This window comes from Stenotrophomonas sp. Br8 (assembly GCF_014763005.1).
In the GTDB taxonomy this organism is placed as follows: domain Bacteria; phylum Pseudomonadota; class Gammaproteobacteria; order Xanthomonadales; family Xanthomonadaceae; genus Stenotrophomonas; species Stenotrophomonas lactitubi.
Window position 1 is genome coordinate 54,094 of sequence record NZ_JACGTN010000009.1, and the last position, 26,557, is coordinate 80,650.

Sequence of the window (26,557 nt, forward strand, 5' to 3'; positions counted from 1 at the left end):
CACCGCCCCGCCACCCCACGGATAGCCCGCTGTTGCTGTTGCTGTTGCTTCGGCTTCGGCTTCGGCTTCGGCAGGTGCAGGGCGCAGCCCTGCCGGCAAACCTCACCCCAACGCCCGCGCCTTCAGCTCGCCCTGCTCATGCAGCGTAACGAAACGCCCCTTCTCATCCCGCCCGACCTGCGCCAGCGCCACCTGCGGGTCATGGGTGAAGAACAGATGCACGTTGCGCGCCAGCTTGTCTTCCAGGAACTGCCGCTTCTCGTCGATCAGCAGCTCGGCATTGCGGTCGTAGCCCATCGTGATCGGCACATGCACCCACGAACGACCGGGAATCAGATCGGCGCAGAACACCACGCCGCCGTGCGCCCCTGCGCCTGCGCGCCCCTGCCCCACGATCTCGGCCAGCATCAGCCCCGGCGTGTGGCCGTCGCTGTAGCTGAAAAGCACGCTGTGGCCGAGCACCTTCGAATACTCACCGTCCACCACTTCCAGGCGCCCACTGGCCTGCAGCAGACCCGGCAGTTCCGGAATGAAGCTGGCGCGATCGCGCGGGTGCGGCTGCAACGCGCGCTGCCAATGCTGCGCACCGACCACGTACGTCGCATTGGGGAACAGCAGTTCCGGTTCACGGCCTTCGCGCCACGCGGCCAGCAGGCCGCCAGCATGGTCGAAATGCAGATGGCTGAGCACCACCACGTCGATGTCTTCGTGCTCGAAACCGGCTTCGCGCAGTGAATCGATCAGCACATGCTGGCTTTCCTGCACGCCATAGCGCTCGCGCATGCGCGGATCGAAAAACGCGCCGATGCCGGTTTCGAACAGCACCGTCTTCCCCTCAAGCGGGCTCGCCAACAACGCACGACAGGCCAGCTCAATGCGATTGAGCTCGTCCGGTGCTGCCCATTTTTCCCACAATGCACGCGGTGCGTTGCCGAACATCGCACCGCCATCCAGGCGCTGGGTATTACCGCGGATCGACCATAGTTTCATGGCGCAATTATCGGTCGCCGCTCGTTAAATAATCGCTAGCGGGAAAACAAAAACCCCGCCGGTAAAGGCGGGGTTCTCAGGTCTGCGTCCGCCGGGCATGGCCCGGCGCTACCGCCGGATCAGGGAGCCGGCACGACCTGGGCGCTGCCAACCGGGTTGCGCGGATCGCTGCCGCCAAACAGCTTGTTGGCCTTGCGGTCCCACTCCACCGTCTGCAGGTTGCCCCACACATGGCTGGAACCACGGCCACCGGCGGCGACCTCGCCCGGCAGGTCTATCTTGTGGCCCATCGCCTGCAACTGCTTGATGGTGCCAGCGTCGAAAGCGTTGCTCTCGGCCTCGATCAGGTCCGGCAGCCACTGGTGGTGGTAGCGCGGCAGCGCGGCGACCTGCTGCGCATCCAGGCCAGCGTCGTAGCCGAGGATGCCCAGCAGCACCATGGTGATGATGCGGCTGCCACCGGGCGTGCCCAGCACGATCACCTTGTCGTCGTTCTCCATGAACGTCGGCGTCATCGAGCTGAGCATGCGCTTGCCCGCTTTCGGTGCATTGGCGGCGTAACCCATCACGCCAAAGGCGTTTGGCGTGCCCGGCTTCAGCGCGAAGTCGTCCATCTCGTTGTTCAGCAGCACACCCGTTCCCTTCGGAATCAGGCCCGAGCCGTACAGCAGGTTGACGGTCTGGGTGGCGCCGACGCGGTTGCCGTCACGGTCGATGATCGAGAAATGGGTGGTCTCGTCATCTTCCAGCGGCGTCGGGTTGCCCGACAGCAGGTCGCTGGGGGTGGCCTTTTCCGGGTGGATGGTCGCACGCAGGCCCTGCGCGTAATCCTTGCTGGCCAGCACCTTCTGCGGGATCTGCACGAAATCCGGATCGCCGAGGAAGAAGGTGCGGTCACGGTAGGCACGGCGCATCGACTCGACCACCAGATGGGTGCGGTGCGCCGCATCCATCTGCTTGATGTCCCAGCCTTCCAGGATCTGCAGCATGCTGGCCAGGGCGATGCCACCGGAGGACGGCGGCGGCGCGGTGGTGATCTTCCAGCCGTTGTAGTTGAAGACGATCGGCGCGCGCTGCTTGACGCGGTAGCCGGCCAGTTCCTCGGCAGTCCACTTGCCACCGGCCTGCTTCACGCCGGCCAACAGCAGCTTGCCTGTCTGGCCCTTGTAGAAGCCATCGAAGCCACCGGCTGCCAGGCGCTCCAGGGTCTGCGCCAGTTCCGGCTGCTTGAACAGGTCACCGGTGGCGATCGGCTTGCCATTGCGCAGGTAGACCTCGCGCGTACCGGGATAACGTTCCATCACTTCGCGGCGCGAGGCATAGCCCTTGGCCATGCGCTCATAGACCGGGAAGCCTTCACGCGCGATGCGGATCGCCGGCTGCAGCGAGGCCGCCAGCGGCAGCTTGCCGTGCTTGGCCGACAGTTCGACCAGCGCCGCCGGCAGGCCGGGAATGCCGGCCGACCACGGGCCATTGACCGAACGATCGCGGTCCAGGTCGCCCTTCTTGTCGAGGAAGGCCTGCGGCGTGGCCGCGGCCGGTGCGGTCTCGCGCGCGTCCAGCATCACGTCTTTGCCGGTCGCCGCATCGTGCAGCAGGAAGAAGCCGCCGCCGCCCAGTCCAGAACTGATCGGCTCGACCACGGCCAGGGTGGAGGACACCGCCACCGCCGCATCGAAGGCGTTGCCGCCCTGGGCCAGGATGTCGACACCGGCCTGGGTGGCCAAAGCGTGGCCGCTGGCGATCGCGGCGCCATCAGGGCGCTCGGCGCGGGCCGGGGCATCAGCCCAGGCAAAGGGGCTCAGCAGCAGGCCGAGCAACAACAGGGGGCGGGCGAACGGCTTCATTCGGATGGGGGCTCCGCATAGAGTTCGGGATGATCGTGCTGCAGTTGGCGCAACTTGGCCAGCAGCTCGATTTCGGTTTCGACGATGTCCGGATCGGGGTCGATGCATTCGACCGGGCACACGACCACGCACTGCGGTTCGTCGAAATGGCCCACGCACTCGGTACAGCGGGCGGGGTCGATCACGTAGATGGTTTCACCCATCGTGATGGCCTGGTTCGGGCAGGCCGGCTCGCATACGTCACAGTTGACGCAGAGCTCATTGATTTTCAGCGACATGGCGATACTCCACGCCCGCGCCTTGGGACAAGGACCGGCCTGCGCGGGCGCGCGGGCCGGTCAGGTCATCAGCGGCGCCCATCGCAGGGCGCCGCCCGGGTCGTGCCGCAGCACGACCGCCTCGGCTCGGTCTTACTTGGCTTCGACGAAAATGTATTCGGCACCGGTCGGCTGGACCACGGCCTGGACGCGGGCGTTGTCGGCGGACTGGCCGATGAAGACGACGCGCACGCCCTTCATGGAATCCGGCGAGACGTCCTTGAACACGACCTGGATCATGTCAGCCATCTTGCCCGAGGCCGACGAACCGAAGGCCAGCATGTTGCCCGGCTGCACGCCACGGGCCACGGCCTGGGTCGCGCTTTCGGTCTGGCGCTCGTACTTGGCCTGGAAGTCCGGGTCGGTTTCCGGCGAGAGGTAGTACAGGAACGGGCTGTTGGTGATGTTGCCCATGTTCTGGATGGCCACTTCCTGCAGGTACTTCTTCCAGCCTGCGTCGTCTTCCTTGGCCGGGGCGACCAGCGCCTGCTTGGCTTCGTCGACCGGAGCGGCTTCTTCCTTCTTGCAGGCGGTGAAAGCCAGGGCAAACGAGGCGATCAGCATCGCGCGCATGGTGTTGTTCATGGGTTTCCTCCCGGAATGTTGCGTGTTGGTGTGCGTAATGGGGTGCGTGGTACTACAGGATCTACTGCTGGGCAGGGCTTACGACTGCGCCGACTTCGCTTCGCGGACCTTGCGCAGCGCCTCGAGCACGGCGGCCGGCACGAAGCCGGACACATCACCCCCCAGGCGTGCGATCTCGCGGACCAGCGAGGACGAGATGAAGCTGTGCTGCTCGGCCGGGGTCAGGAACAGGGTCTCGACCTCCGGAATCAGGTGGCGGTTCATGCTTGCCATCTGGAACTCGTATTCGAAATCGGACACCGCGCGCAGGCCGCGCAGCAGCACCCCGCCCTGCACCGAACGTACAAAATGGGCCAGCAGCGTATCGAAGCCGATGACCTCGACGTTGCTGTGATGGCCCAGGGCGCCGCGCGCCAGCTGCACGCGCTGTTCCAGCGGCAGTGCCGGTCCCTTCGAGGGGCTCTGCGCCACGCCCACCACGACCTTTTCAAACAGCGGCGCGGCCCGGCTCACCAGGTCGATATGACCGTTGGTGATGGGGTCGAACGTGCCGGGATAGACGGCGATGCGGCGGTTGGCCACGGTCATGGGCGGTTGCAGATGTTCAGATGAGGTCAAAGTGTAGCAGCGGCACGGCGGTACAGGGCAAAGCGCACCTCGCGGGTGCTGCCATCGCGGTGCAGCAGCCATTCCGGGGGCAGCACCGGCACGTGGCTGGACGGCGACTCCAGGTACAGCCAGGCATCGGCGGCCAGATGCCGCGGCAGCTGGGCCAGCACGTCCTGCCACATGCCGTCGGCGAACGGCGGGTCGATGAACACCAGATCGGCCTGCTGCGCCGGCGCGGCCTGCAGCCAGCGCAGCGCGTCGGCCTGAGCGACCGTGACGCTGTCGCCCGCCTGCAGTTTGGATACGGCCGCGGACAGATTGCGCGCGAGCTGCGGATCGCGTTCGACCAGGGTGGCATGCGCGGCACCGCGCGAGACGGCTTCCAGGCCCAGCGCACCGCTGCCGGCGAACAGGTCCAGCACGCGTGCCCCGCCCAGCTTGGGCATCAGCCAGTTGAACAGGGTTTCGCGTACGCGGTCGCTGCTGGGCCGCAGGCCCGGCAGGGTCGGCACCGGCAGCCGGGTATTGCGCCAGCGCCCGCCGATGATGCGGACCTGGCCGTCATTGCCACCACGGCCGCTCATCGGCGCCCCCGGCGGGAGGTATTCGAGAATTTCAGCATGAGCGGAATTGTAGTTCGGCCGGGCTGCGCCCGGGTACGCGCCAACGCATGCGCGCTGTCGCTCCCACGCTTCGCTGCGCGAAACGCGGGCCCCCCTTACCAACGCCCATACCCCCGCCGCTTCGCGGCCGCCCCCTGACTCAGGGGGCTCTGCCCCAGACGCAATCCGAATCTGACAGATTTCCATCCACGCATGGCGTGGATCTACTGGCCACCGGCCAACTGTCGAAGGCGGGGCACTGTGGGTTCGCGGGGTGTGAGCCGCATGGATGCGGCGACCAAGCCCCCATGGACGGGTTCACGGCGTCCCCGCGAACCCACAGTGCCCCGCCATCCCACGGAATGCCGCTGTTGCTGTTGCCCTGGCCTCTGCGGGTGCAGGGCGCAGCCCTGCCCGACCAACCCCTTGATTTCGGGACAATCACCCTTACCCCTTGGCGAGGCCGCACGCGCTTGCGCGGCATTGCACATGGAGCCCTAACCGATGTCCGAGACGATCCAGACCGAAACCCTTGGCTTCCAGACCGAAGTCAAGCAGCTGCTGCAGCTGATGATCCACTCGCTGTACTCCAACAAGGAGATCTTCCTCCGCGAGCTGGTCTCCAATGCCGCCGACGCCGCCGACAAGCTGCGCTTCGAAGCCCTGACCCAGCCCGAGCTGCTGGAAGGCGACAGCGAACTGCGCGTGCGCGTCAGCTTCGATCCGGCCGCGCACACCATCACCATCGAAGACAACGGCATCGGCATGAGCCGCGCCGATGCCATCACCCACCTTGGCACCATCGCCAAGTCCGGCACCGGCGACTTCCTGCGCCAGCTGTCCGGCGACCAGAAGAAGGACTCGCAGCTGATCGGCCAGTTCGGCGTCGGCTTCTACAGCGCCTTCATCGTCGCCGACGAAGTCGAAGTCACCTCGCGTCGCGCCGGCCTGGCTGCCAGTGAAGGCGTGCGCTGGACCTCGCGTGGCGAAGGCGATTTCGATGTCGCCACCATCGACAAGGCCGAGCGCGGCACCCGCATCGTGCTGCACCTGAAGGATGGCGAGCACGACTTCGCCGACGGCTGGCGCCTGCGCAGCATCCTCAAGAAGTACTCCGACCATATCGGCCTGCCGATCCAGATGCCCAAGGAAGACGCTGAAGAAGGCGCCGCGATCGAGTGGGAGACCGTCAACCGCGCCAGCGCGCTGTGGACCCGCCCGCGTACCGAAATCAGCGATGCCGAGTACACCGAGTTCTACAAGCACGTCGCCCACGATCACAGCGATCCGCTGGCCTGGAGCCACAACAAGGTCGAAGGCAAGCTGGAGTACACCTCGCTGCTGTACGTGCCGGGCCGTGCGCCGTTCGACCTGTACCACCGCGATGCACCCAAGGGTCTGAAGCTGTACGTGCAGCGCGTGTTCGTGATGGACCAGGCCGAGCAGTTCCTGCCGCTGTACCTGCGCTTCATCAAGGGCGTGGTCGATTCCAACGACCTGTCGCTGAATGTCTCGCGCGAAATCCTGCAGTCCGGCCCGGTCATCGATTCGATGAAGGCCGCGCTGACCAAGCGTTCGCTGGACATGCTGGAGAAGCTGTCCAACGACAAGCCCGAGCAGTACGCCACGTTCTGGAAGGAATTCGGCCAGGTGCTGAAGGAAGGCCCGGCCGAGGACTACAACAACCGCGAAAAGGTCGCCGGCCTGCTGCGCTTCGCTTCCACCCGTGGCGAGGCCGATGCGCAGACCGTGTCGCTGGCCGACTACATCGGACGCATGGCCGAAGGCCAGGACAAGATCTATTACCTGACCGGCGAGAGCTACAGCCAGGTGCGCAACAGCCCGCACCTGGAAGTGTTCCGCAAGAAGGGCATCGAAGTCCTGCTGCTGACCGACCGCATCGACGAGTGGTTGATGGGCTACCTGACCGATTTCGACAGCAAGGGCTTCGTCGACATCGCCCGTGGCGATCTGGATCTGGGCGCGCTGGAAAGCGAAGCGGACAAGCAGGAACAGGAAGCTGCTGCCAAGGACAAGCAAGGCTTGGTCGAGCGCCTGAAGAACGTGCTCGGCGATGACGTGGCCGAAGTGCGCGTGTCGCACCGCTTGACCGATTCGCCGGCGGTGCTGGCCATCGGCGAACAGGACCTGGGCCTGCAGATGCGCCAGATCCTGGAAGCCAGCGGCCAGAAGGTGCCTGACAGCAAGCCGGTACTGGAGATCAACCCGGGTCACCCGCTGATCGCCAAGCTGGATGCCGAAGCCGACGGCGCACGTTTCGACGACCTGGGCCGGGTGCTGTTCGACCAGGCTGCACTGGCCGCCGGCGACAGCCTGAAGGATCCGGGTGCTTACGTGGCCCGTCTGAACAAGCTGCTGCTGGAGCTGTCGGCCTGATCGATGCCGGTATCGCCCAGCCCGGTTGGCACCGCCATTGCCCCGGTAGAGGCCAACCTTGGTTGGCGCTGTCGCTGCACTGGTAGGTGCCAACCTTGGTTGGCGTTTGGTTCGACTGCAAAAGCGTGCCAACCAAGGTTGGCACCTACCAGAGCGGATCGCGGTTGTCCCCCGAAGCACGGCGAGGTTGGTATTCCGCAGAAACAGGCCGCGGTTACAAGGCCGGCAACCGGCACGCCCAGAGCCGGTCGGATCAGGCCTGTCGATCCAGCAGCGAGCCCAGCATCTGGTCCTCGCGGCGGATCACCGCAGCGTTGGCAGCAAAGGCCACCACCTCGGCCTTGGCGGCCAACAGGTCGCCCAGTGGCGTGGTCGGGTCGGTGTCACCAGTGGAGATCACGCGGGAGTCCACCCCGCCCTGCGCTGCGGCTTCGCGCTGCAGTTGCAGGCGCGGTGCATCCGCGGTCGCCAGGTTGGCCACGTTGTGCGCGGCCACCTGCACGCCCCGCTGGGCCGAACGCATCCCGCTGAGGGCAATACCGGTCACATCGTTCATCGGGTGGTCTCTCAGGCCACCCAACGCAGCCTTCCGCACCGGTTAACGGCCGCGCGGCTGCGACCTTGAGTCCACGCCGGCCAGACAGGCCCGGGTGGTAGCATATCCCTCTGATTTCAGCGCCTTTTGCCAATGCTCAGTTTTTTCCGCCGCAAGAAGCCCCAGGACGCCGCCACACCGGACGCGCCCAAGACCCAGCACTACTCGGCTGAAGAGCTGGCGGCGGCATTCCCGTCGGCCGCGCCGCCCGAGCAGGCCCCGGCCGCACCGGTAGCCCCGCCCGTGGCAGAAGCGCCGGTGCCAACCGCCACGGCCGAAGTCGTCGCGCCCGCAACGTCAGCAGCGCCGCCCTCGCAGGCAACGCTGGAAGCGCCGCAGGAAACCACTGCCGAAGCCCTGCCGGAACGCGTGCTGGCACCGGAGAACTTCGCCGCCGAAGCGGCCGCCGCCGCTGCGGTCCTCGCTCCGCTGGCCCCGGTCATCCCCGCGCAGGAACCGGCCGCCCCCGCCGCCGACCTGCCGGTGCTGGTCGATGCCCCGCCTGCCCCGGCCGGCAAGCCCGGCTGGCGCGAGCGCCTGCGCAACAGCGCATTCGCCCGCAGCTTCGGCGGCCTGTTCTCGCGCAATCCCAAGCTCGATGACGACCTGCTGGACGAGATCGAGACCGCGCTGCTGACCGCCGATGTCGGCGTTGCCGCCACCACCGACCTGATCGCCGACCTGCGCAAGCGCATGAAGGCGCGCGAATTCATCGATGCCAACGCCCTGCTGGCAGCACTGCGCGCCGATCTGATCGCGATCCTGCAGCCGGTGTCCAAGCCGCTGGTCATCGACCGCAACGCCAAGCCCTTCGTGGTGCTGACCGTCGGCGTCAACGGCGTCGGCAAGACCACCACCATCGGCAAGCTGGCCAAGCGCTTCAAGGACGAGGGCCACAGCCTGATGCTGGCCGCTGGTGATACCTTCCGCGCTGCCGCCGTGGCCCAGCTGCAGATCTGGGGCGAGCGCAACGGCGTGGCCGTGGTCGCGCAGGGGCAGAACGCCGATGCAGCCTCGGTGGCCTACGACGCGTTGCAGGCCGGCAAGGCCCGTGGCACGTCGGTACTGATCGCCGATACCGCCGGCCGCCTGCACACCCAGTCCGGGCTGATGAACGAGCTGGGCAAGATCCGCCGCGTGCTCGGCAAGATCGACGAAAACGCGCCGCACGAAGTGCTGATGGTGATCGACGGTACCACTGGCCAGAACGCGCTTTCGCAGCTGCGCCAGTTCAATGCCGCGGTCAAGGTGACCGGCCTGGTGGTGACCAAGCTGGACGGCACCGCAAAGGGCGGCGTGGTGTTCGCGCTGGCCCGTGAGTTCGGCATTCCGATCCGTTTCGCCGGCATCGGCGAGCGCCCGGAAGATCTGCGCGTGTTCGATCCGGAAGCTTTCGTCGACGCCCTGTTGCCCGAAGCGCTGGGTGCCTGACACACCGTGCAGCCACGCATGGCGTGGCTCTACTGGGTGACCGGCCGCTGCCGTAGTAGAGCCACCCCATGGGTGGCTGCCTTTTGGAGTACCAATGCCCCGCCAGCAGAACGCCAGCGCCATGCCAGCCCCCGAGCACGGCTTCGTCGCCCGCCTGCTGCACTGGTTCGACGACCACGGCCGCCACGACCTGCCCTGGCAGCATCCGCGCAGCCCGTATCGGGTCTGGTTGTCCGAGATCATGCTGCAGCAGACCCAGGTGGCAACGGTCATTCCGTACTTCCACCGTTTCCTGCAGCACTTCCCCACCCTGCCCGACCTTGCCGCCGCCAGCAACGACGCGGTGATGGCGCAGTGGGCCGGGCTGGGTTATTACGCGCGTGCGCGCAATCTGCATGCGGCCGCCAAGCGATGCGTGAGCGAACACGGGGGCGACCTGCCGCGTGATTTCGATGCCCTGCACGACCTGCCCGGCATCGGCCGCAGCACCGCCGGCGCGATCCTCAGCCAGGCCTGGAACGACCCGGTCGCGATCCTCGACGGCAACGTCAAGCGCGTGCTCAGCCGCTATCACGGCGTCGAAGGCTTTCCTGGCCTGCCCGCCGTCGAAAAGCATCTGTGGGCCATCGCCGAAGCGCAGGTCGCGCAGGTGCCGGCGGGGCGCATGGCGGACTACACCCAGGCGCAGATGGACCTCGGTGCGACGGTCTGCAGCCGCGCCAGACCAGCCTGCGTGATCTGCCCGCTGCAGGCCGATTGCGTGGCCCGTCGCGAAGGCCGCACGGCCGAGCTGCCAACAGCAAAGCCGAGCAAGGTGCTGCCCGAACGCGAGGCGGTGGCCCTGCTGCTGCGCGACAAGCAGCAGCGCGTGCTGCTGCAGAAGCGGCCGGATACCGGCATCTGGGCGCAGCTTTGGACGCTTCCGCAGGCAGATGCGGGCAGCGAGCTCCAGGACTGGTTCGACGTGCACGTCGATGGTTCACTGGAAGATGCCGAGGAACTACCGGTGCTGCAGCACACCTTCAGCCACTACAAGCTGCATCTGCAGGTATTGTCACGGCAGGTGCACGGCCTGCGCGTGGAAGAACCCACGCTGCGCTGGGTCGGCGCCGCCGAACTGTCTGCACTGGGCCTGCCGGCCCCCATCCGAAAACTGCTTGATGGCACGCCCATCAAGGCCCCGAAGCGAACCTCCGCAAAATCCCGCAACCACGAGTGAGTGCCATGCCCCGAACCGTCTTCTGCCAGTACGAACAACGCGATGCCGAGGGCCTGGACTTCGTGCCTTACCCGGGTGAGCTGGGCCAGCGCGTGTTCAACCACATCGGCAAGCCGGCGTGGACCGCATGGCTGGCACACCAGACCATGCTGATCAACGAGAACCGCCTCTCCCCGCGCAAGCCGGAGCATCGCGCATTGCTGGAAACGGAACTGGTGAAGTTCCTGTTCGAGAAGGACGCGGAGAAACCTGCTGGTTTCACCCCGGAAGCCTGATCTGGAGGTAGCGCCGGGCCATGCCCGGCGTTCCCGCATCCGCCGGGCATGGCCCGGCGCTACCGGCCTAGTTCGTGGATTCTTCGCGCTCCTGCACCTGTGCCTGGCGCATTTCCTTCTCCTCCGCCCGCAGCGACTTCACGTCCAGCTTGCGGATGGTCTTGATGAAGCACGGCATGCGCGGGCCGTTGGTCGGGTCGCGCACCAGCACCTTGTCGAACGGTGCCGAGACACGGCCCATGTGGCTGGTCAAGCCGATCGCTGGCGCGTAGGACAGATCCGGGCACGGCCCGCTCAGCTCCAGCAGGTAGGCCTCGCTGGGCTTGGTCCAGACCGCCAGCGCGCTGTCGCCCAGTTCGGTCCAGCCATTGAGGCTGCCGAAGAACTGCATGTCCTTCTGCGGTGCGCCGGCGTGGGCACGATACAGCTCCAGCTTCTCGGCACTGCCCAAGCGGCCAGTGGTTGCACAGCCAGCCAGGGCCAGGCACAGCCCGGCGATCAACAACGGGATCTTCATGGCGATCTCCACGGACGAACTGTGCACATCATGCGCCCAGTCAGGCAGCGCCGGCGCGACGGCCGGCGGCCCAGTTCAGCCGTTGGTCGGCGGTCCGAGGTCGATGGCAACCTCGGTTGGCGCCTGCCCTGCAGGACCAGCCGACCACGGCCGGCATCGACTCCGGTAGTCGCCAACCTTGGTTGGCGCTTGGCCTGCAGGAGCAGCCGACCAAGGTCGGCATCTACCAAAGCGGGCCCAGCCCGCTCAGACGTCGGCGTGGGCCAGCGCGTGCAGGCGCCCTTCGCGCAGTTCCAGCACCCGGTCCAGGCGCCGCGCCAGCGAGCGGTCATGGGTGACCAGCACCAGGCTGGTGTGGCGGGCACGGTTCAGCTCGAGCATCAACTCGAACACTGTCGCCGCCGTGCGGTCATCCAGGTTGCCGGTCGGCTCGTCACCCAGCACGCAGGCCGGGTGATTGACCAGCGCGCGCGCCACTGCAGCACGCTGGCGTTCGCCACCGGACAATTCGCCGGGCTTGTGATCCAGGCGATGGCCGAGGCCGACCGATTCCAGCAGCGCAGTCGCACGCGTGCTGGCCTCCGCCACTGCGGTACCGGCCAGCATCACCGGCATCATCACGTTTTCCAGCGCGGTGAATTCCGGCAGCAGGTGGTGGAACTGGTAGACGAAACCCAGCGCCTGGTTGCGCAGCAGGCCGCGCGAGGTGTCCGACAGCGCGGACATGCGCTGGCCGGTGACATAGACCTCGCCCGCGGTCGGCGTATCCAGCCCGCCCAGCAGGTGCAGCAGCGTGCTCTTGCCGGCACCGGAGGCGCCGATGATCGCAACCGTCTCGCCTGCGGTCACCGTCAGGTCCAGGCCATCGAACACCGGGGTCTGCATGCGCCCTTCAGCGTAGGTCTTGCCCAGCGCTTCGGCACGGATCACTTCATCGCCGCGGTTGAAGACCTTATTCATAGCGCAGGGCCTCCGCCGGCTGGGTGCGTGCTGCCCGCCAAGCGGGGTACAAAGTGGCCAGGAAGCTCATCAGCAGCGCGACCAGGGTGATCACCACGATGTCGCTGGTCTGCATGTCGGTGGGCAGGCCGGTGATGTAGTACACATCCTCCGGCAGCAGCTTGATCTTGAACACCGCTTCGATCGCGCCGAGGATGCGCTCCAGGTTCAAGGTCAGGGTAATGCCGCCGATCAGGCCTGCGAGGGTGCCGAAGATGCCGATCAGCGAGCCCTGCACCATGAACACCTGCATCACCCCGCCCGGGGTCAGGCCGAGGGTGCGCAGGATCGCGATGTCGGCCTGCTTGTCGGTCACCAGCATCACCTGCGAGGACACCAGGTTGAACGCGCCCATGGCGATGATCAGCGAGAGCAGGATGCCCATCACCACTTTTTCCATGCGCAGCGAGTGGTACAGGTTGGCGTTCTGCTGGGTCCAGTCGCTGACCCGATAGGCGCCGCCGAGGTTCTGCGCCAGGTCCACGCCCACCTCCAGCGAGCGGTCCATGTCATGCAGTTTCAGGCGGACGCCGGTGGCACCATCGGAACGCAGTACGCGCTCCAGGTCCTTCATGTTGGCAAAACCCACACCGCGATCGACTTCGTTGTAACCGGCCTCGAAGATGCCGCTGACGGTGAAGCGCTTCATCCGCGGCACCGCGCCGGCCGGCGTGCCCTGCACTTCCGCGAAGGTCACCAGCACCTGGTCACCGACGTCCACGCCCAGCCAGACCGCCAGTTCCTTGCCCAGCAGCAGGTTGAAGCTGCCCGGGGTCAGGCTGCCGTAGCTGCCCTTGGTGACCTTCTTGTCGATCACCGACACCTTCGGCTCCAGCGCCGGGTCGATGCCCTGGATGATTGCACCCTGCACACGCGGGCCGCTGATCATCGACTGGATCTCGATATACGGCGCAGCACCGGCCACGCGCGGATCCTTGCTGGCCACATCGACCACGCGCATCCAGTCCGGCATCGGTTCGCCGTCGCGGCTGATGGTGGTGTGTGCGGTCATCTGCAGCAGGCGGCTGCGGATCTCCTTCTGGAAACCGCTCATCACCGCCAGCGTGGTGATCAGCACCGTCACCCCGAGCGCGATGCCCAGGATCGATGCCATCGATATGAAAGAGATGAAGCCGTTGCGGCGCTTGGCGCGCAGGTAGCGCAGGCCAATGGCCACGGGAATGGGTTTGAACATGCAGGCACGCCAGTCGATTCAGCCTATGGTGCCACCGACCGGGGCTGACGGGAAACGCCGCGTGCGGATACGGCCAGTCGCAGTTCACGTCGCTGCCCGCGATCGAGCACGTCCGGCCAGAACAACAGCCGTCGACGGTGCCAGCCCTCGCGCCAGTGCAGCAGCAGCCACGGCCCGCGCACCACCAGCTGCGGCGCGGGAACGTCGTGGCCGTCCACGCGCAGTGGCTCGGGCACGGGCGGCAGCTGCACCACCACGCGGGGCCGCCGCAGGCGCCAGGCCAGTTCGGCGAGGCCAAGCACCCAGACCCCGATCAGCGCGGGAATCAGATGCGTGGACGGCAGATCCGAAGCGCGCAGCAGCCACGGCGCGGCCAGCAGTACAGCCAGCTGAGCACCGGCCTGCAGCCGCGACGCACGCCACTCAAGGCTTGAGGGCGAGGATCTTGTGCATGAGGGGCACGGCGTGCGCATGTGGGCAGGCCTCGTAGCCCATGAACCAGCGCCACAACTTATCGTCCTCGCAGTCGAGCAGGAACAGGAAAACCTCGCGCTCTTCGGTCGGCGCACTGCCCCATTCGCGGTCCAGGTAGCGGCCGAACAACTGGTCCAGTTCGCGCATGCCGCGCCGGCAACGCCAGCGCAGCTTCTTCAGCAGAACATCTTCTTCCATCGTGTCTCTCCAGATACAGCAAAGCCACGCATGGCGTGGCTCTACTGGGGTCATGCAGCTACCCGGCGCCGTATCAGGCGCGGCGTTCCATCATCAGCTTCTTGATCTCGGCGATCGCCAGTGCCGGGTTCAGGCCCTTCGGGCAGGTCCGGGCACAGTTCATGATGGTGTGGCAGCGGTACAGCTTGAACGGATCTTCCAGATCGTCCAGGCGCGCACCGGTGTCCTCGTCGCGCGAATCGATGATCCAGCGGTAGGCCTGCAGCAGGATCGCCGGGCCCAGGTAACGCTCGCCGTTCCACCAGTAGCTCGGGCAGCTGGTCGAGCAGCACGCGCACAGGATGCACTCGTACAGACCGTCCAGCTTCTTGCGGTCTTCTGGCGACTGCAGGCGCTCACGGTCCGGCGGTGCCGGGGTCTGGGTGCGGATCCACGGCTTGATCGAGGCGTACTGCGCATAGAAGTGGGTCAGGTCCGGAACCAGATCCTTGACCACGTTCATGTGCGGCAGCGGGTAGATCGGCACTTCCTTCTTGCCGCAGTCCGAGATGGCTCGAGTGCAGGCCAGGGTGTTGGTGCCGTCGATGTTCATCGCGCACGAACCACAGATGCCTTCGCGGCACGAGCGGCGGAAGGTCAGGGTCGGGTCGATCTCGTTCTTGATCTTGATCAGCGCGTCCAGGACCATCGGGCCGCAGGCGTCCAGATCGACATCATAGGTATCGGTGCGCGGATTGCTGTCGTCGTCCGGACTCCAGCGGTAGATCTTGAAGGTGCGCACGTTCTTGCCGCCGGTCTTGGCGGGGAAGTGCTTGCCCTTCGTGATCTTGGAATTCTTGGGGAGTGAAAACTCGGCCATGGCTGCTCTCGTTGGCTCAGGCGGCCCGCGCCCGAGGGCGCGGATTGCATGTTAGGCGGGGTCGGATCAGTACACGCGCGGCTTCGGCGGCACCACGGACACGTCATCGGTCAACGTGTACATGTGCACCGGACGGTAGTCGAAGCTGCACTTGCCCTTCTCGTCCACGCTGACCAGGGTGTGCTTCTGCCAATTGACGTCGTCGCGGTCCGGGAAGTCCTCGTGCGCGTGTGCGCCGCGGCTTTCCTTGCGCTGCTCGGCCGAGTTGATCGTCGCCACCGCATTCAGCAGCAGGTTGTTCAGCTCGTAGGTCTCGATCAGGTCCGAGTTCCAGACCAGCGAACGGTCGGAGACCTTTACGTCCTGGAACGAGTCGAAGATCTTGTCCATCTTCTCGCAGCCTTCCTTCAGCGTCTGGCTGGTACGGAAGACCGCCGCGTCAGCCTGCATGGTGCGCTGCATGCGATCGCGGATGACCGACGTCGGCGTATCGCCGTTGGCGTGGCGCAACTTGTCCAGCAGGCCCAGCGCCTTGTCGCAGGCGTCGGCCGGCAGGGTCTTGTGCGCCGCGCCCGGGGTGATCGTCGCAGCGCAACGATTGGCCACCGCACGCCCGAACACCACCAGATCCAGCAGCGAGTTCGAGCCCAGGCGGTTGGCACCGTGCACCGAAACGCAGGCCGCTTCGCCGATGGCGTACAGGCCCGGCACGACCGCATCGGGGTTCTCGCCGTCCTTGCGCACCACTTCGCCGTGGTAGTTGGTCGGAATGCCGCCCATGTTGTAGTGCACGGTCGGGATCACCGGGATCGGCTGCTTGTGCACGTCGACGCCAGCAAAGATGCGGGCGCTCTCGGCGATGCCCGGCAGCTTGTCGTCGATCACGCCCGGGCCGAGGTGGGTCAGGTCGAGCAGGATGTGGTCCTTGTGCTCGCCGACGCCGCGGCCTTCGCGGATTTCGATGGTCATCGAACGGCTGACCACGTCACGCGACGCCAGATCCTTGTAGTGCGGTGCGTAGCGCTCCATGAAGCGCTCGCCGCTGCTGTTGCGCAGGATGCCACCTTCACCGCGGACACCCTCGGTGATCAGGCAGCCAGCGCCGTAGATGCCGGTCGGATGGAACTGCACGAACTCCATGTCCTGCATGGCGATGCCGGCGCGCATGGCCAGGCCGCCACCGTCGCCGGTGCAGGTGTGCGCCGAGGTGGCGCTGAAGTAGGCACGGCCGTAGCCGCCGGTGGCCAGCACCACGCCCTGGGCGCGGAACAGGTGCAGCGTGCCGTCGGACATGTCCAACGCCAGCACGCCGCGGCAGGCACCTTCGTCATCGAAGATCAGGTCGAGTGCGAAGTACTCGATCATGAAGCGTGCGTCGTGCTTCAGCGACTGCTGGTACAGCGTGTGCAGCATCGCGTGGCCGGTACGGTCGGCCGCCGCGCAGGTACGCTGCGCCGCCGGGCCTTCGCCGTACTGGGTGGTCATGCCACCGAACGGACGCTGGTAGATCTTGCCTTCGGCGGTGCGGCTGAACGGCACGCCGTAGTGCTCGAGCTCGATGATCGCCGGAATCGCTTCACGGCACATGTACTCGATGGCGTCCTGGTCGCCCAGCCAATCCGAACCCTTGATGGTGTCGAAGAAGTGGTAACGCCAGTCGTCCTCGCCCATGTTGCCGAGCGCAGCGGAGATACCGCCCTGGGCGGCGACGGTGTGCGACCGGGTCGGGAAGACCTTGGTCAGGCACACGGTCTGCAGGCCCTTGGCGGCCAGGCCGAACGTGGCACGCAGGCCGGCGCCGCCGGCGCCCACCACGACCATGTCGTACTTGTGTTCGGTAATCTTGTAAGCGGACATCTAGTCTGGATTCCTGTCTTGGCGCCTGGGCTCAGGCAACGCCGAGGGCGATGCGGCCCACCGCAAACACACTGACGATCATGCCGAGCACGGCGACGAACTTCACCGCGGTCTGCAGCACCAGGGCCAGCAGCGATTCGTGGATGTAGTCCTCCAGCACGACCTGCAGGCCGAGCTGGGCGTGCCAGAACATGGCGATCAGCAGGCCGATCAGCGGAACGGCGTTCCACGGCTTGGCGATCGCGGCAGTGGCGGTCACGTAATCCGAGCCCAGCAGGCCCAGCACGAACACCAGGAACCAGATGCCCAGCACAACCAGTGCGGCGGCGGTCAGGCGCTGATGCACGAAGTGCTCGGTGCCGGTCTTGGCTGAACCGAGACCACGCACGCCCTTCAACGGGGTACGGAACTTGCTCACGCGGCACCTCCGAACATCACATAGGCCCACACCGCCAGGGTGATCAGCAGGCTGCCGATCACCGACATCCAGCTGCTGCGGATGAAGGTGGCAATGCGGAATCCGATCGCGAAGTCCTGCACGATATGGCGGATGCCATTGCACAGGTGATAGGCGAACGACCATGTCCACGCGAACAGGAACACGCGGCCATACCAGGCCCCGGCATGGCCGGTGAAGCAGTTCCAGGATTCGGGCCCCATCATCAGAGCCAACAGGCCTCCGGCGATGATGAGGGCACCAACAGACAGAAAGACGCCAGTGGCTCGATGCAGGATCGAGGTGGCCATCTGAATCTGCCAGCGATACACCTGAAGGTGCGGAGAAAGGGGACGTTGTCTGGTCGCCATTCGCTGGGCTCGTTGTCTCGGCTGGGCGGCATAAGGCCGCGTTGGCTCAATGCTGATCAAAAATCGATGCAGCGTCCGTTTTTTTCCCAATCGCCATACCGCACCGGATCGAGTCCGCCGCGGCCACCGAATTCTTCTTCCACCTCTGGTTGTTCCACGGGCACAGGGACCGGGGGAACCAGCGGGGCTTCAGCTTCGGCGTCGGGAGTGGGGGTTGTTTGGCCTATCATGATGGGTCTCGCAACGCACAAATTTTAGACCTCGTTCACGTGCCTGACAACCTTCCCCCTGCTTTCGTCGCATATCCGCGCCTGCCCGGCCATCAATTGCTGAGCCTGCAGGGCGTGGATGCAGTGGCTTTTGCCCATGCCCAGTTCAGCAGCGACGTGACCGCCCTGCCCCTGCTGCACTGGCAATGGAGCGCGTGGCTGAGCGCCAAAGGCCGCACCCTGGCAGTGTTTCAGCTGCTGCGGCTGGCCGATGACCATGTGCTGCTGGTGCTCGCCGACGGCGATGCCGATGCGATTGCGTCGCAACTGCAGCGGTTCGTGTTCCGCCGCAAAGTGAAATTGCAGGTGCATGCCGACCTGGCAGTGGCCGGGGCCTTTACTGCGCCGGAAGCCGCCACCGGCGCCGCCATCGCGCAGGCCGGCAGCCACGGCTGGGAACTGGACCTGGGCAGCGACGCACTTCCCCGCACGCTGCGCATCGGCCCGGTCGAGGCCTTCCCGGCCAGCGACGAAACCGGTGACGCCGCCTTTGCTCTGGCCTGGCGCCAGGCCGACCTGCGCTTTGGCCTGCCGCGACTGGAAGCGAGCCAGCGCGAGGTGTGGACCCCGCAGCAGCTGGGCCTGGACCGCCTCAACGGCTACAGCGTGAAGAAGGGCTGCTACCCCGGACAGGAAATCGTCGCGCGCACCCATTTCCTCGGCAAGGCCAAACGCGCGGTGCAGCTGCTGCACACCGCAGCACCGGCGCAGGCCGGCGATGGCGTACAGCAGGACGGCGTCGCGCTCGGCACCCTGGCCAGCGTGGCCGGCGACCTGGCGCTGGCGGTGCTGCCGCTGGAGACCGGCGACAGCGAACTGCAGGTGGGTGATGCGCCCGCGCGGCGGATGCCACTGCTGGACGGGTTGGCGCGCTGAAGCGCCGATACGGTACGTCATCCACGCATGGCGTGGATCTACCGAGCCCGAGACCCTGTTCCGGTGGGTGCGGACCGTTGGTCCGCACTGCGATGAAGCAGCCGAGCGTGGGCTCGGCTCTACAGGACTATAGGCGCTCGCCGGTTTCCGGGTTGAAGAAATGCAGGCCCTGCGGGTGGATCGCCACCCGGATGTCCTCGCCCACGCCCGGCAGCGACTGCGGCGCAACGCGCATGGTCAGCGCGTGCTGGCCGCTGCTCATGTTGACGAAGATCTCGTTGCCGACCGGCTCGATGCCTTCGACGCGCGCGGTGAACGCATGGGTGTCTTCGCTGTCTGCCGGTTGCAGGTGTTCGGGACGCACGCCCACCGCGATCGGCTTCTGCAGCCACGCCGGATCGATCGTCGCCTGCCCCAGCGGAGCCTGCCACGCGCCATCAACCACGGTCACGCCACCGGCGTCGCCCTGCAGCGTGCCGCGTAGCACGTTCATCGCCGGGCTGCCGAGGAAGCCGGCCACGAACAGGTTGGCCGGGCGGTCGTACAGCGCCATGGGCGTGTCGATCTGCTGGATGATGCCGTCCTTCAGCACCACGATGCGCTGGCCAAGGGTCATCGCCTCGACCTGATCGTGGGTCACGTAGATCATCGTGGTGCCCAGCTTGCGGTGCAGCTGCGCGATCTCGGTGCGCACGCTGTGGCGCAGCTTGGCGTCAAGGTTGGACAGCGGCTCGTCGAGCAGGAACACCGCCGGCTCACGCACCAGCGCACGGCCCAGTGCAACACGCTGGCGCTGGCCGCCGGACATCGCCTTGGGCAGCTTGTCCATCATCTCGGTCAGGCCCAGCGTCTGCGCGGCTTCGCTGATGCGCTTGTCGATGGTCGCCTTGTCATGCCCGCGCAGCTTCAGGCCAAAGGCCAGGTTCTCGGCCACGGTCATGTGCGGGTACAGCGCGTAACTCTGGAACACCATCGCGATGTCGCGATCTTTGGGCGCCACGTCGTTGACCACGCGATCACCGATGGTCAGCGTGCCGCCGCTGATCTCTTCCAAACCCGCCACCATCCGCAGCAGGGTCGATTTGCCACACCCGGACGGGCCGACCAGCACCATCAGTTCGCCGTCGGCGACCTCGAAGGTGGCGTCCTTCACCGCGACCTGGCCGTTGTCGTAGACCTTGCGCACACCCTGCAACTGCACTTTTGCCATTTCACTCATCCAGTCCGCCCGACGCCGGGCTGTCTTTTGGGACTGCCTCGGCCCTCCCGATGGCAGTGATGATTGCGCGGTCGCCGCATGACGGCGACCACTGCAATCGAATACAGTTGCCCATTCTGCCATGTAAACGTTTTCACGTGGCACTATCCGACAGTCGGTGCGCGCCGACCTGCATCGTCGACCGAACGAAGGGTTGCCGCTGTAGTGGTTTCGATTGGAACGGTGCTCCGGCAACCCGGAAAGCCGATCCAGATCAGCCTCGGACAGGCAGTTGCGCGGATGTCCCCCGAACCCAGCCATGAAGCGATTGACAACGATGTCACCCGGATCTGAAACTCGAGCGATGCACGACACACTCTTCCTGTTTGGTGCCACAGGTGATCTGGCCCAGCGCTACCTGTTCCCTTCGCTGCTGCGCCTGCTCGGCGACGGCCTGCTGCCGGAGGATTTCCGCATCCGTGCGCTGGCCCTGTCAGGCCACGACACCGAAGCCTTCCATGACATCCTGCGGCCACGACTGCAGCAGGCGATGCCGATGGCCAGCCAGGAGGACATCGCCTCTCTGCTGCGTCGCATCGACTACCGCTCGGTCGACCTGCGCGACGTCGACTCGGTCGCCGCCGCGGTATCCGACCTCGTCGACCGCCGCTGCGTGAGCTACCTGGCGATCCCGCCGGGCCTGTACATCTCCACCTGCGAAGGCCTGGCCAAGGGCGGCGCACTGGCCGCACCGGCGCGCCTGATGCTGGAAAAGCCGATCGGCAGCGACAGCGAAAGCGCCGAGGAGATCATCACCACCATCGGCCAGTGGATCGACGAAGACCGCGTGTTCCGCCTCGACCACTACCTGGGCAAGGCGGCGGTACAGAACCTGATCGCGCTGCGCTTCGGCAACACGCTGCTGGAAGCGGTATGGAACCGCAACTACATCGAATCGGTGCACATCCTGGTCGCCGAAAGCGAAGGCGTGGATGGCCGCGATGCCTACTACGCGCGCTCCGGCGCCCTGCGCGACATGGTGCAGAGCCACATTCTGCAGCTGCTGTGCATGGTGGCGATGGAGCCGCCGGCGTCGTTGGAAGCCGACCGCATCCGCGACGAGAAGGTCAAGGTACTGCGTGCGCTGCGCCCGCTGGATGCCAAGCACGCAGCGCGTGACAGCGTGCGTGGCCGCTATACCGCCGGCAGCATCAACGGCCAGCCCGCACAGGCCTACCAGCCGCCGGAAGGCAGCGACGTGGAGACCTTCGCCGGCGTCACCGCGCACATCGACAACTGGCGCTGGAGCGGCGTGCCGTTCCACCTGGTCACCGGCAAGCGACTGCCCGAGCGCACCACCCGCGTGGTGGTGACCCTCAAGCCGGTCACGCACTGGTTGTTCGAGCGTCCGCAGCGTGCGCAGGCCGCACCGAACCGCCTGGTGTTCCAGCTGCAGCCGCAGGAGAACATCGAACTGGGCCTGATGAGCAGCCTGGCCGGCCCGGAATGGGGCGCACTGGAACTGCAGCCACTGGAACTGGAACTGTCAGTGCCGACTGGCCTGCATCGCCGTATCGCCTACGAACGCCTGTTCCTGGACGCCTTCAACGGCAACCACACCCTGTTCGTGCGCGATGACGAAGTGCGCGCCGCCTGGGCCTGGATCGACAGCGTCGCCGATGCATGGAAGGCGGCCGACCTGCCGCTGGAACCCTACCCGGCCGGCCAATGGGGCCCGGCCAACGCGGTCGACTTCCTGCCGCAGGGCGTGGATGCGCCGGATAGCGGAGCGTCGGAATGAGCGCCAGCAGCCAGCCCGTGCTGGTCGCCGACATCGGTGGCACCAATGCCCGCTTCGCCCTTGCCGACACCTCGCAGGACGCCCCGCTGCTGAAAGAGAGCATCCGCGAATACGCAGTGGCGGAGTTCCCGTCGCTGGGTGATGCCGCGCGCCACCATCTGGAACAGATCGGCGCCACCGCAAGCCGTGGCGTGTTCGCAGTCGCCGGTCGTGTCGATGGTGACGAAGCCCGCATCACCAACCATCCGTGGGTGATCTCGCGCAGCCGCACAGCCGCGATGCTGGGTTTCAACGAACTGCACCTGATCAACGACTTCGCCGCGCAGGCGATGGCGATCTCGCTGCTGCAGCCCGATGACGTGGTCCAGGTCGGCGGTGCCGCCTGGGTTCCGGGCAAGCCGGGCCAGCCGCGCAACTACGCAGTGATCGGGCCGGGTACCGGCCTCGGCGTCGGCGGCCTGATCCTTCGCCACGGCCGCTGTTACCCGCTGGAAACCGAAGGCGGCCATGTCAGCTTCCCGCCGGGAACGCCGGAAGAGATCCGCATCCTGGAGATCCTGTCCGAGCAGTTCGGGCGCGTCTCCAACGAGCGGCTGATCTGCGGCCCCGGCCTGGTCAACATCCATCGCGCAATCTGCGAGATGGCGGGTATCGACCCGGGCCAACTGCAACCGGTGGACGTGACCGCCCGCGCCCTGCACGGCGATCCACAGGCGATGCGTACCGTGGATGTGTTCTGCGCGGTGTTCGGCGCCATTGCCGGTGATCTCGTGCTGACCCAGGGCGCCTGGGACGGCGTGTTCCTGACCGGCGGGCTGACTCCGAAGATGCTCGATTCATTGCAGCACTCCGGTTTCCGCCAGCGCTTCGAACACAAGGGCCGGTTCTCTTCGATCATGGCGCGGGTGCCGTCGCTGGCCGTGATGCATCCCCACGCCGGACTGCTGGGCGCCGCTGCCTATGCTGCCGACGCCGAACGTGACGCACCTGGAGTTGCCGCATGAGCCCCACCTTCCACGACGACCGTATCGAGTTCATCAACCATGGCGATGCCGATGGCTGGATCGAAGCGGTCGCTGCCGAAATGGCACAGGCGATCAACCACGACATCAACGAGCTGGGCCGCGCACGCATCCTGTTGTCCGGCGGTACCACGCCGGCACCGGTGTACCAGGCGCTGGCCGAGTTGGACGTGCATTGGGACCGCGTTGAAGTGAGCCTGGCCGACGAGCGCTGGTTGTCGCCGCAGGATCGCGACAGCAATGCATGGCTGGTACGCGAGAACCTGCTTACACGTGCCGAAGGCGCGCACTTCGATCCGCTGGTGCGGATCGGCAAGCCGCTGCCGGAGTGCGTGTACACCGCCAACCTGCAGGCCCAGCACAGCCAGCGGCCAAGCCTGGTCGCACTGGGCATGGGCAATGACGGCCATACCGCCTCGCTGTTCCCGGGCTCGCGCGACCTGCAGCGCGCCCTCGAAAGCACCCTGCCGTATGCCGCGCTTGATGCCACCGGCTGCCCCGGTGCCAACCAGTGGCCGCTGCGCATCACCCTGACCCCGCGCGGCCTCGGCCAGTGCCGCCAGCGCCTGCTGCTGCTGCGCGGCAAGCAGAAGCTGCAGGTGCTGCGCCAGGCATTGGACAGCAACGACCCCCAGCAGTATCCGATCCTCAACGCGATCAACCTGGACGGCGCGCGCCTGCGCGTCCACTGGGCTGATTGATGTCGGCGGCGGCGCCCTGCCGTCGCCCGCCTCTCGCCACCTCGAACGCCGGTAGCCAATGAGCCTCCATCCGCAACTGCAAGCCATCACTGAGCGCGTCATCCGCCGCAGCGCCGCCTCGCGCGCCGCCTATCTGGCAGCGATCGACGCCTCCCTGCGCGATGGCCCGTTCCGCAGCCGCCTCAGCTGCGGCAACCTCGCCCACGGTTTCGCCGCCTGCGGTGGCACCGACAAGAGCCGCCTGCGCGGCGGCGTGACGGCCAACCTGGGCATCATCACCGCCTACAACGACATGCTGTCGGCACACCAGCCGTTCGAGACCTATCCCGAACAGATCCGTGCGGTGGCCCGCGAACTCGGCGCGACTGCACAGGTGGCCGGTGCCGTGCCGGCGATGTGCGACGGTGTCACCCAGGGCCGTGGCGGCATGGAGCTGTCGCTGTTCTCGCGTGATGTCATTGCCCAGGCCACCGCGATCGGGCTCAGCCACGACATGTTCGATACCACCGTGTACCTCGGTGTGTGCGACAAGATCGTGCCGGGCCTGCTGATCGGCGCCCTCGCCTTTGGCCATCTGCCGGCGGTGTTCGTGCCGGCCGGCCCGATGACGCCGGGCATTCCCAACAAGCAGAAGGCCGAAGTGCGCGAGCGCTACGCCGCCGGCGAAGCCACCCGCGAAGAACTGCTGGAAGCCGAATCGGCCTCCTACCACGGCGCGGGCACCTGCACCTTCTACGGCACCGCCAACTCCAACCAGGTGCTGCTGGAGGCGATGGGCGTGCAGCTGCCGGGCGCGTCGTTCGTCAATCCGGACACCGCGCTGCGCGATGCACTGACCCGCGAAGCCACCGAGCGTGCGCTGGACATCACCGCGCTGGGCGACGATTTCCGTCCGCTGGGCCGGATCATCGACGAGCGCGCGATCATCAACGCGATCATCGCGCTGATGGCTACCGGTGGCTCGACCAACCACACCATCCACTGGATTGCCGTGGCCCGTGCGGCCGGCATCGTGTTGACCTGGGATGACTTCGACGAGCTGTCGCAGCTGATTCCGCTGCTGGCGCGCGTCTATCCGAACGGCGAAGCCGACGTGAACCGCTTCGCCGCTGCGGGTGGCCCGGCGTTCGTGTTCGGCGAACTGATCAAGGCCGGCCTGATGCATGGCGACCTGGTCAGCGTGGCCCGTGGCGGCATGGCCGACTACGCCCGCGAACCGCAGCTGCGCGAGGGCAAGCTGGTGTATCTGCCGGGCCTGGAACGCAGCGCAGATGAAGAAGTGGTGCGCGGTGTCGACAACCCGTTCGAGAGCCAGGGCGGCCTGCGCCTGTTGCGCGGCAACCTCGGCAAGTCGCTGATCAAGCTGTCGGCGGTGAAGCCGCAGTACCGCACCATCGAGGCCCCGGCCGTGGTGGTTGATGCACCGCAGGTATTGAACAAGCTGCACGCCGGCGGCCTGCTGCCCGAGCATTTCGTAGCCGTGGTGCGTTATCAGGGCCCGCGTGCGAACGGTATGCCGGAACTGCATTCGCTGGCACCGCTGCTGGGCCTGCTGCAGAACCAGGGCCGGCGCGTGGCACTGGTCACCGATGGTCGCCTGTCCGGCGCGTCGGGCAAGATTCCGGCGGCGATCCACGTGACCCCGGAAGCCGCACGCGGTGGTCCGCTGGGCAAGGTGCGCGAGGGCGACATCATCCGCCTGGATGGTGAGGCCGGCACGCTGGAAGTGCTGGTGGACGCGGCCGAATGGGCGGCGCGTACGCATGCGCCGAATACGGCGCCGGCCGCCAATGACCTGGGCCGCAACCTGTTCGCGATCAACCGGCGTGTGGTGGGTCCGGCGGATCAGGGTGCGATCTCGATTTCGTGCGGTCCGGCGGCGGCTGACGGTGGGCCGTGGGATTACGACGCGGAGTATGAGCTGGGGCACGATGCGGCGGCGGCGGCGGCGCCGCATGAGGCGAAGGACGCCTGAGGGATTGAAGAGCGTTGCGGGTATGTCGCAGCGGTAGATTTCCTGGCTGAGGGCGCGGTCAGCCCCAGCCGGGACACGCCGTAAACCCATCCATGGGGGCTCGGTCGCGGCATCCATGCCGCTCACGGTCCCGTCTGGGGCTGACCGCGCCCTCCTGACACTCTCCGGCGCTTCAACGCCGCGAAGCGATCATTGAAAGCACAACAAGAGCGAAAGCAAAGGCAGAAGCAGAGCTATGGGTATCGAACAACATCAGGTGCGGGCGGCGGAGTTGCTGCATGCGGCCGGCATCCTGCCGGTGGTGACGATTCATACGCTGGACCAGGCGCGTGCGGTCAGTGCGGCGTTGCTGGAAGGCGGATTGCCGGCCATCGAGCTGACCCTGCGGACGCCGGTGGCGATGGAAGCGCTGGCGATGCTCAAGCGCGAACTGCCGGATGTGGTGGTCGGCGCCGGTACGGTGCTGACGGTGGAGCAGATGCAGCAGTCCATCGATGCGGGCGCGGATTTCCTGGTGACCCCGGGCACGCCGCCGGTGCTGGCCGATGCGCTGGCTGCGGCAGCGCTGCCGGTGGTACCGGGTGCGGCGACGCCGACCGAGCTGCTGTCGCTCTACGCGCGCGGCTTCCGTGTCTGCAAGCTGTTCCCGGCCACGGCCGTGGGTGGCCTGGCCATGATCAAGGGCGTGGCCGGCCCGATTGCCGATCTCAAGCTGTGCCCGACCGGTGGCATCACCGAGAACACGGCGGCCGAATACCTCGAGCAGAAGAACGTGGTCTGCATCGGTGGCTCGTGGATGGTGCCGGGCAACTGGATCGACGCCGGCCAGTGGGACAAGGTGCGCGAAAGCGCGGCGCAGGCCGCGAAGATCGTCAAGCGCGTACGCGGCCACTGATGCACTACGGGGTCAGAGCCCTTTCCCGCCGGAAAAGGGATCCGACC

Annotated in this window: 27 protein-coding genes; 10 read left to right on the plus strand and 17 right to left on the minus strand. The window is 66.5% G+C overall.

Annotation, left to right across the window (positions count from 1 at the left end):
- Positions 1–102: 102 nt before the first annotated feature.
- The 6 genes from H3005_RS10220 to rsmD form a co-directional block, all read right to left on the minus strand.
- A complete protein-coding gene (locus H3005_RS10220; protein WP_191078101.1) occupies positions 103–990 on the minus strand; it encodes an MBL fold metallo-hydrolase in 888 nt (295 codons plus the stop codon).
- Positions 991–1,109: 119 nt separating this feature from the next.
- Positions 1,110–2,837 (minus strand): gamma-glutamyltransferase, encoded by a 1,728-nt coding sequence (gene ggt / locus H3005_RS10225; protein WP_191078102.1) that lies wholly within the window; start codon positions 2,835–2,837, stop codon positions 1,110–1,112.
- Positions 2,834–3,115, minus strand: coding sequence for a YfhL family 4Fe-4S dicluster ferredoxin (locus H3005_RS10230; protein ID WP_025878828.1), 282 nt, complete (start codon positions 3,113–3,115; stop codon positions 2,834–2,836). Before H3005_RS10230 ends, ggt begins: the two co-directional genes overlap by 4 nt.
- A gap of 132 nt (positions 3,116–3,247) precedes the next feature.
- Complete coding sequence (locus H3005_RS10235; RefSeq protein WP_089240385.1) at positions 3,248–3,739, minus strand: hypothetical protein; 492 nt, start codon at positions 3,737–3,739, stop codon at positions 3,248–3,250.
- 78 nt (positions 3,740–3,817) lie between these two features.
- Positions 3,818–4,327, minus strand: coding sequence for a pantetheine-phosphate adenylyltransferase (coaD, locus tag H3005_RS10240; RefSeq protein ID WP_008267036.1), 510 nt, complete (start codon positions 4,325–4,327; stop codon positions 3,818–3,820).
- 26 nt (positions 4,328–4,353) lie between these two features.
- Positions 4,354–4,932, minus strand: coding sequence for a 16S rRNA (guanine(966)-N(2))-methyltransferase RsmD (gene rsmD, locus H3005_RS10245; RefSeq protein ID WP_191078103.1), 579 nt, complete (start codon positions 4,930–4,932; stop codon positions 4,354–4,356).
- A gap of 522 nt (positions 4,933–5,454) precedes the next feature.
- Between rsmD and htpG the strand changes: the two genes are divergently transcribed.
- The gene (gene htpG, locus H3005_RS10250) at positions 5,455–7,347 is read left to right on the plus strand and encodes a molecular chaperone HtpG (protein WP_191078104.1); all 1,893 of its coding nucleotides are present in this window, start codon (positions 5,455–5,457) and stop codon (positions 7,345–7,347) included.
- 253 nt (positions 7,348–7,600) lie between these two features.
- Here htpG and H3005_RS10255 read toward each other — a convergent pair whose 3' ends face one another.
- Entirely contained in the window at positions 7,601–7,903 is a 303-nt protein-coding gene (locus H3005_RS10255; protein WP_191078105.1) for a hypothetical protein, read from the minus strand.
- 132 nt (positions 7,904–8,035) lie between these two features.
- Here H3005_RS10255 and ftsY point away from each other — a divergent pair, with 132 nt between their 5' ends.
- From ftsY to H3005_RS10270, 3 genes are all read left to right on the plus strand, one after another.
- Positions 8,036–9,373 (plus strand): signal recognition particle-docking protein FtsY, encoded by a 1,338-nt coding sequence (gene ftsY / locus H3005_RS10260; protein ID WP_191078106.1) that lies wholly within the window; start codon positions 8,036–8,038, stop codon positions 9,371–9,373.
- A 94-nt stretch (positions 9,374–9,467) separates the two neighbouring features.
- Positions 9,468–10,592: an A/G-specific adenine glycosylase gene (gene mutY, locus H3005_RS10265; protein WP_223880186.1), complete on the plus strand. Its 1,125-nt coding sequence runs from the start codon at positions 9,468–9,470 to the stop codon at positions 10,590–10,592.
- Positions 10,593–10,597: 5 nt separating this feature from the next.
- The gene (locus tag H3005_RS10270; protein ID WP_093820188.1) at positions 10,598–10,867 is read left to right on the plus strand and encodes an oxidative damage protection protein; all 270 of its coding nucleotides are present in this window, start codon (positions 10,598–10,600) and stop codon (positions 10,865–10,867) included.
- Positions 10,868–10,934: 67 nt separating this feature from the next.
- On the opposite strand, the gene H3005_RS10275 is transcribed toward H3005_RS10270, so the two are convergent.
- The 9 genes from H3005_RS10275 to sdhC form a co-directional block, all read right to left on the minus strand.
- Positions 10,935–11,384, minus strand: coding sequence for a DUF6491 family protein (locus H3005_RS10275; protein ID WP_191078107.1), 450 nt, complete (start codon positions 11,382–11,384; stop codon positions 10,935–10,937).
- Positions 11,385–11,630: 246 nt separating this feature from the next.
- Entirely contained in the window at positions 11,631–12,344 is a 714-nt protein-coding gene (lolD, locus tag H3005_RS10280) for a lipoprotein-releasing ABC transporter ATP-binding protein LolD (RefSeq protein ID WP_089240372.1), read from the minus strand.
- On the minus strand, positions 12,337–13,578 hold the full coding sequence (locus tag H3005_RS10285; RefSeq protein ID WP_191078108.1) for a lipoprotein-releasing ABC transporter permease subunit: 1,242 nt from the start codon (positions 13,576–13,578) through the stop codon (positions 12,337–12,339). Before H3005_RS10285 ends, lolD begins: the two co-directional genes overlap by 8 nt.
- Positions 13,579–13,601: 23 nt before the next feature.
- Positions 13,602–14,051: a hypothetical protein gene (locus tag H3005_RS10290; RefSeq protein WP_191078109.1), complete on the minus strand. Its 450-nt coding sequence runs from the start codon at positions 14,049–14,051 to the stop codon at positions 13,602–13,604.
- Positions 14,002–14,250 (minus strand): succinate dehydrogenase assembly factor 2, encoded by a 249-nt coding sequence (locus H3005_RS10295; RefSeq protein ID WP_108267043.1) that lies wholly within the window; start codon positions 14,248–14,250, stop codon positions 14,002–14,004. Before H3005_RS10295 ends, H3005_RS10290 begins: the two co-directional genes overlap by 50 nt.
- A 73-nt stretch (positions 14,251–14,323) precedes the next feature.
- Positions 14,324–15,109 (minus strand): succinate dehydrogenase iron-sulfur subunit, encoded by a 786-nt coding sequence (locus tag H3005_RS10300; RefSeq protein ID WP_025878815.1) that lies wholly within the window; start codon positions 15,107–15,109, stop codon positions 14,324–14,326.
- Between the two features lie 66 nt (positions 15,110–15,175).
- Positions 15,176–16,966 carry a succinate dehydrogenase flavoprotein subunit gene (sdhA, locus tag H3005_RS10305; RefSeq protein WP_025878814.1) on the minus strand — a complete coding sequence of 597 codons (1,791 nt, stop codon included), beginning with the start codon at positions 16,964–16,966 and terminating at the stop codon, positions 15,176–15,178.
- A 31-nt stretch (positions 16,967–16,997) separates the two neighbouring features.
- A complete protein-coding gene (gene sdhD / locus H3005_RS10310) occupies positions 16,998–17,384 on the minus strand; it encodes a succinate dehydrogenase, hydrophobic membrane anchor protein (RefSeq protein ID WP_025878813.1) in 387 nt (128 codons plus the stop codon).
- A complete protein-coding gene (gene sdhC, locus H3005_RS10315) occupies positions 17,381–17,773 on the minus strand; it encodes a succinate dehydrogenase, cytochrome b556 subunit (RefSeq protein ID WP_089240360.1) in 393 nt (130 codons plus the stop codon). Before sdhC ends, sdhD begins: the two co-directional genes overlap by 4 nt.
- Positions 17,774–18,042: 269 nt before the next feature.
- Here sdhC and H3005_RS10325 point away from each other — a divergent pair, with 269 nt between their 5' ends.
- A complete protein-coding gene (locus H3005_RS10325; RefSeq protein WP_191078110.1) occupies positions 18,043–18,918 on the plus strand; it encodes a folate-binding protein YgfZ in 876 nt (291 codons plus the stop codon).
- A 127-nt stretch (positions 18,919–19,045) separates the two neighbouring features.
- On the opposite strand, the gene ugpC is transcribed toward H3005_RS10325, so the two are convergent.
- Positions 19,046–20,128, minus strand: a complete 1,083-nt coding sequence (gene ugpC, locus H3005_RS10330) for a sn-glycerol-3-phosphate ABC transporter ATP-binding protein UgpC (protein ID WP_191078111.1) — start codon at positions 20,126–20,128, stop codon at positions 19,046–19,048.
- A gap of 352 nt (positions 20,129–20,480) precedes the next feature.
- On the opposite strand from ugpC, the gene zwf reads away from it, so the two are divergent.
- The 5 genes from zwf (at position 20,481) to eda (ending at position 26,510) form a co-directional block, all read left to right on the plus strand.
- Complete coding sequence (gene zwf / locus H3005_RS10335; RefSeq protein WP_089240355.1) at positions 20,481–21,917, plus strand: glucose-6-phosphate dehydrogenase; 1,437 nt, start codon at positions 20,481–20,483, stop codon at positions 21,915–21,917.
- On the plus strand, positions 21,914–22,921 hold the full coding sequence (glk, locus tag H3005_RS10340) for a glucokinase (RefSeq protein WP_025878808.1): 1,008 nt from the start codon (positions 21,914–21,916) through the stop codon (positions 22,919–22,921). Before zwf ends, glk begins: the two co-directional genes overlap by 4 nt.
- The gene (pgl, locus tag H3005_RS10345) at positions 22,918–23,640 is read left to right on the plus strand and encodes a 6-phosphogluconolactonase (RefSeq protein ID WP_191078112.1); all 723 of its coding nucleotides are present in this window, start codon (positions 22,918–22,920) and stop codon (positions 23,638–23,640) included. Before glk ends, pgl begins: the two co-directional genes overlap by 4 nt.
- A 58-nt stretch (positions 23,641–23,698) precedes the next feature.
- Positions 23,699–25,615, plus strand: a complete 1,917-nt coding sequence (gene edd / locus H3005_RS10350; RefSeq protein ID WP_100464861.1) for a phosphogluconate dehydratase — start codon at positions 23,699–23,701, stop codon at positions 25,613–25,615.
- Positions 25,616–25,850: 235 nt separating this feature from the next.
- On the plus strand, positions 25,851–26,510 hold the full coding sequence (gene eda / locus H3005_RS10355) for a bifunctional 4-hydroxy-2-oxoglutarate aldolase/2-dehydro-3-deoxy-phosphogluconate aldolase (protein WP_191078113.1): 660 nt from the start codon (positions 25,851–25,853) through the stop codon (positions 26,508–26,510).
- Positions 26,511–26,557: the final 47 nt, after the last annotated feature.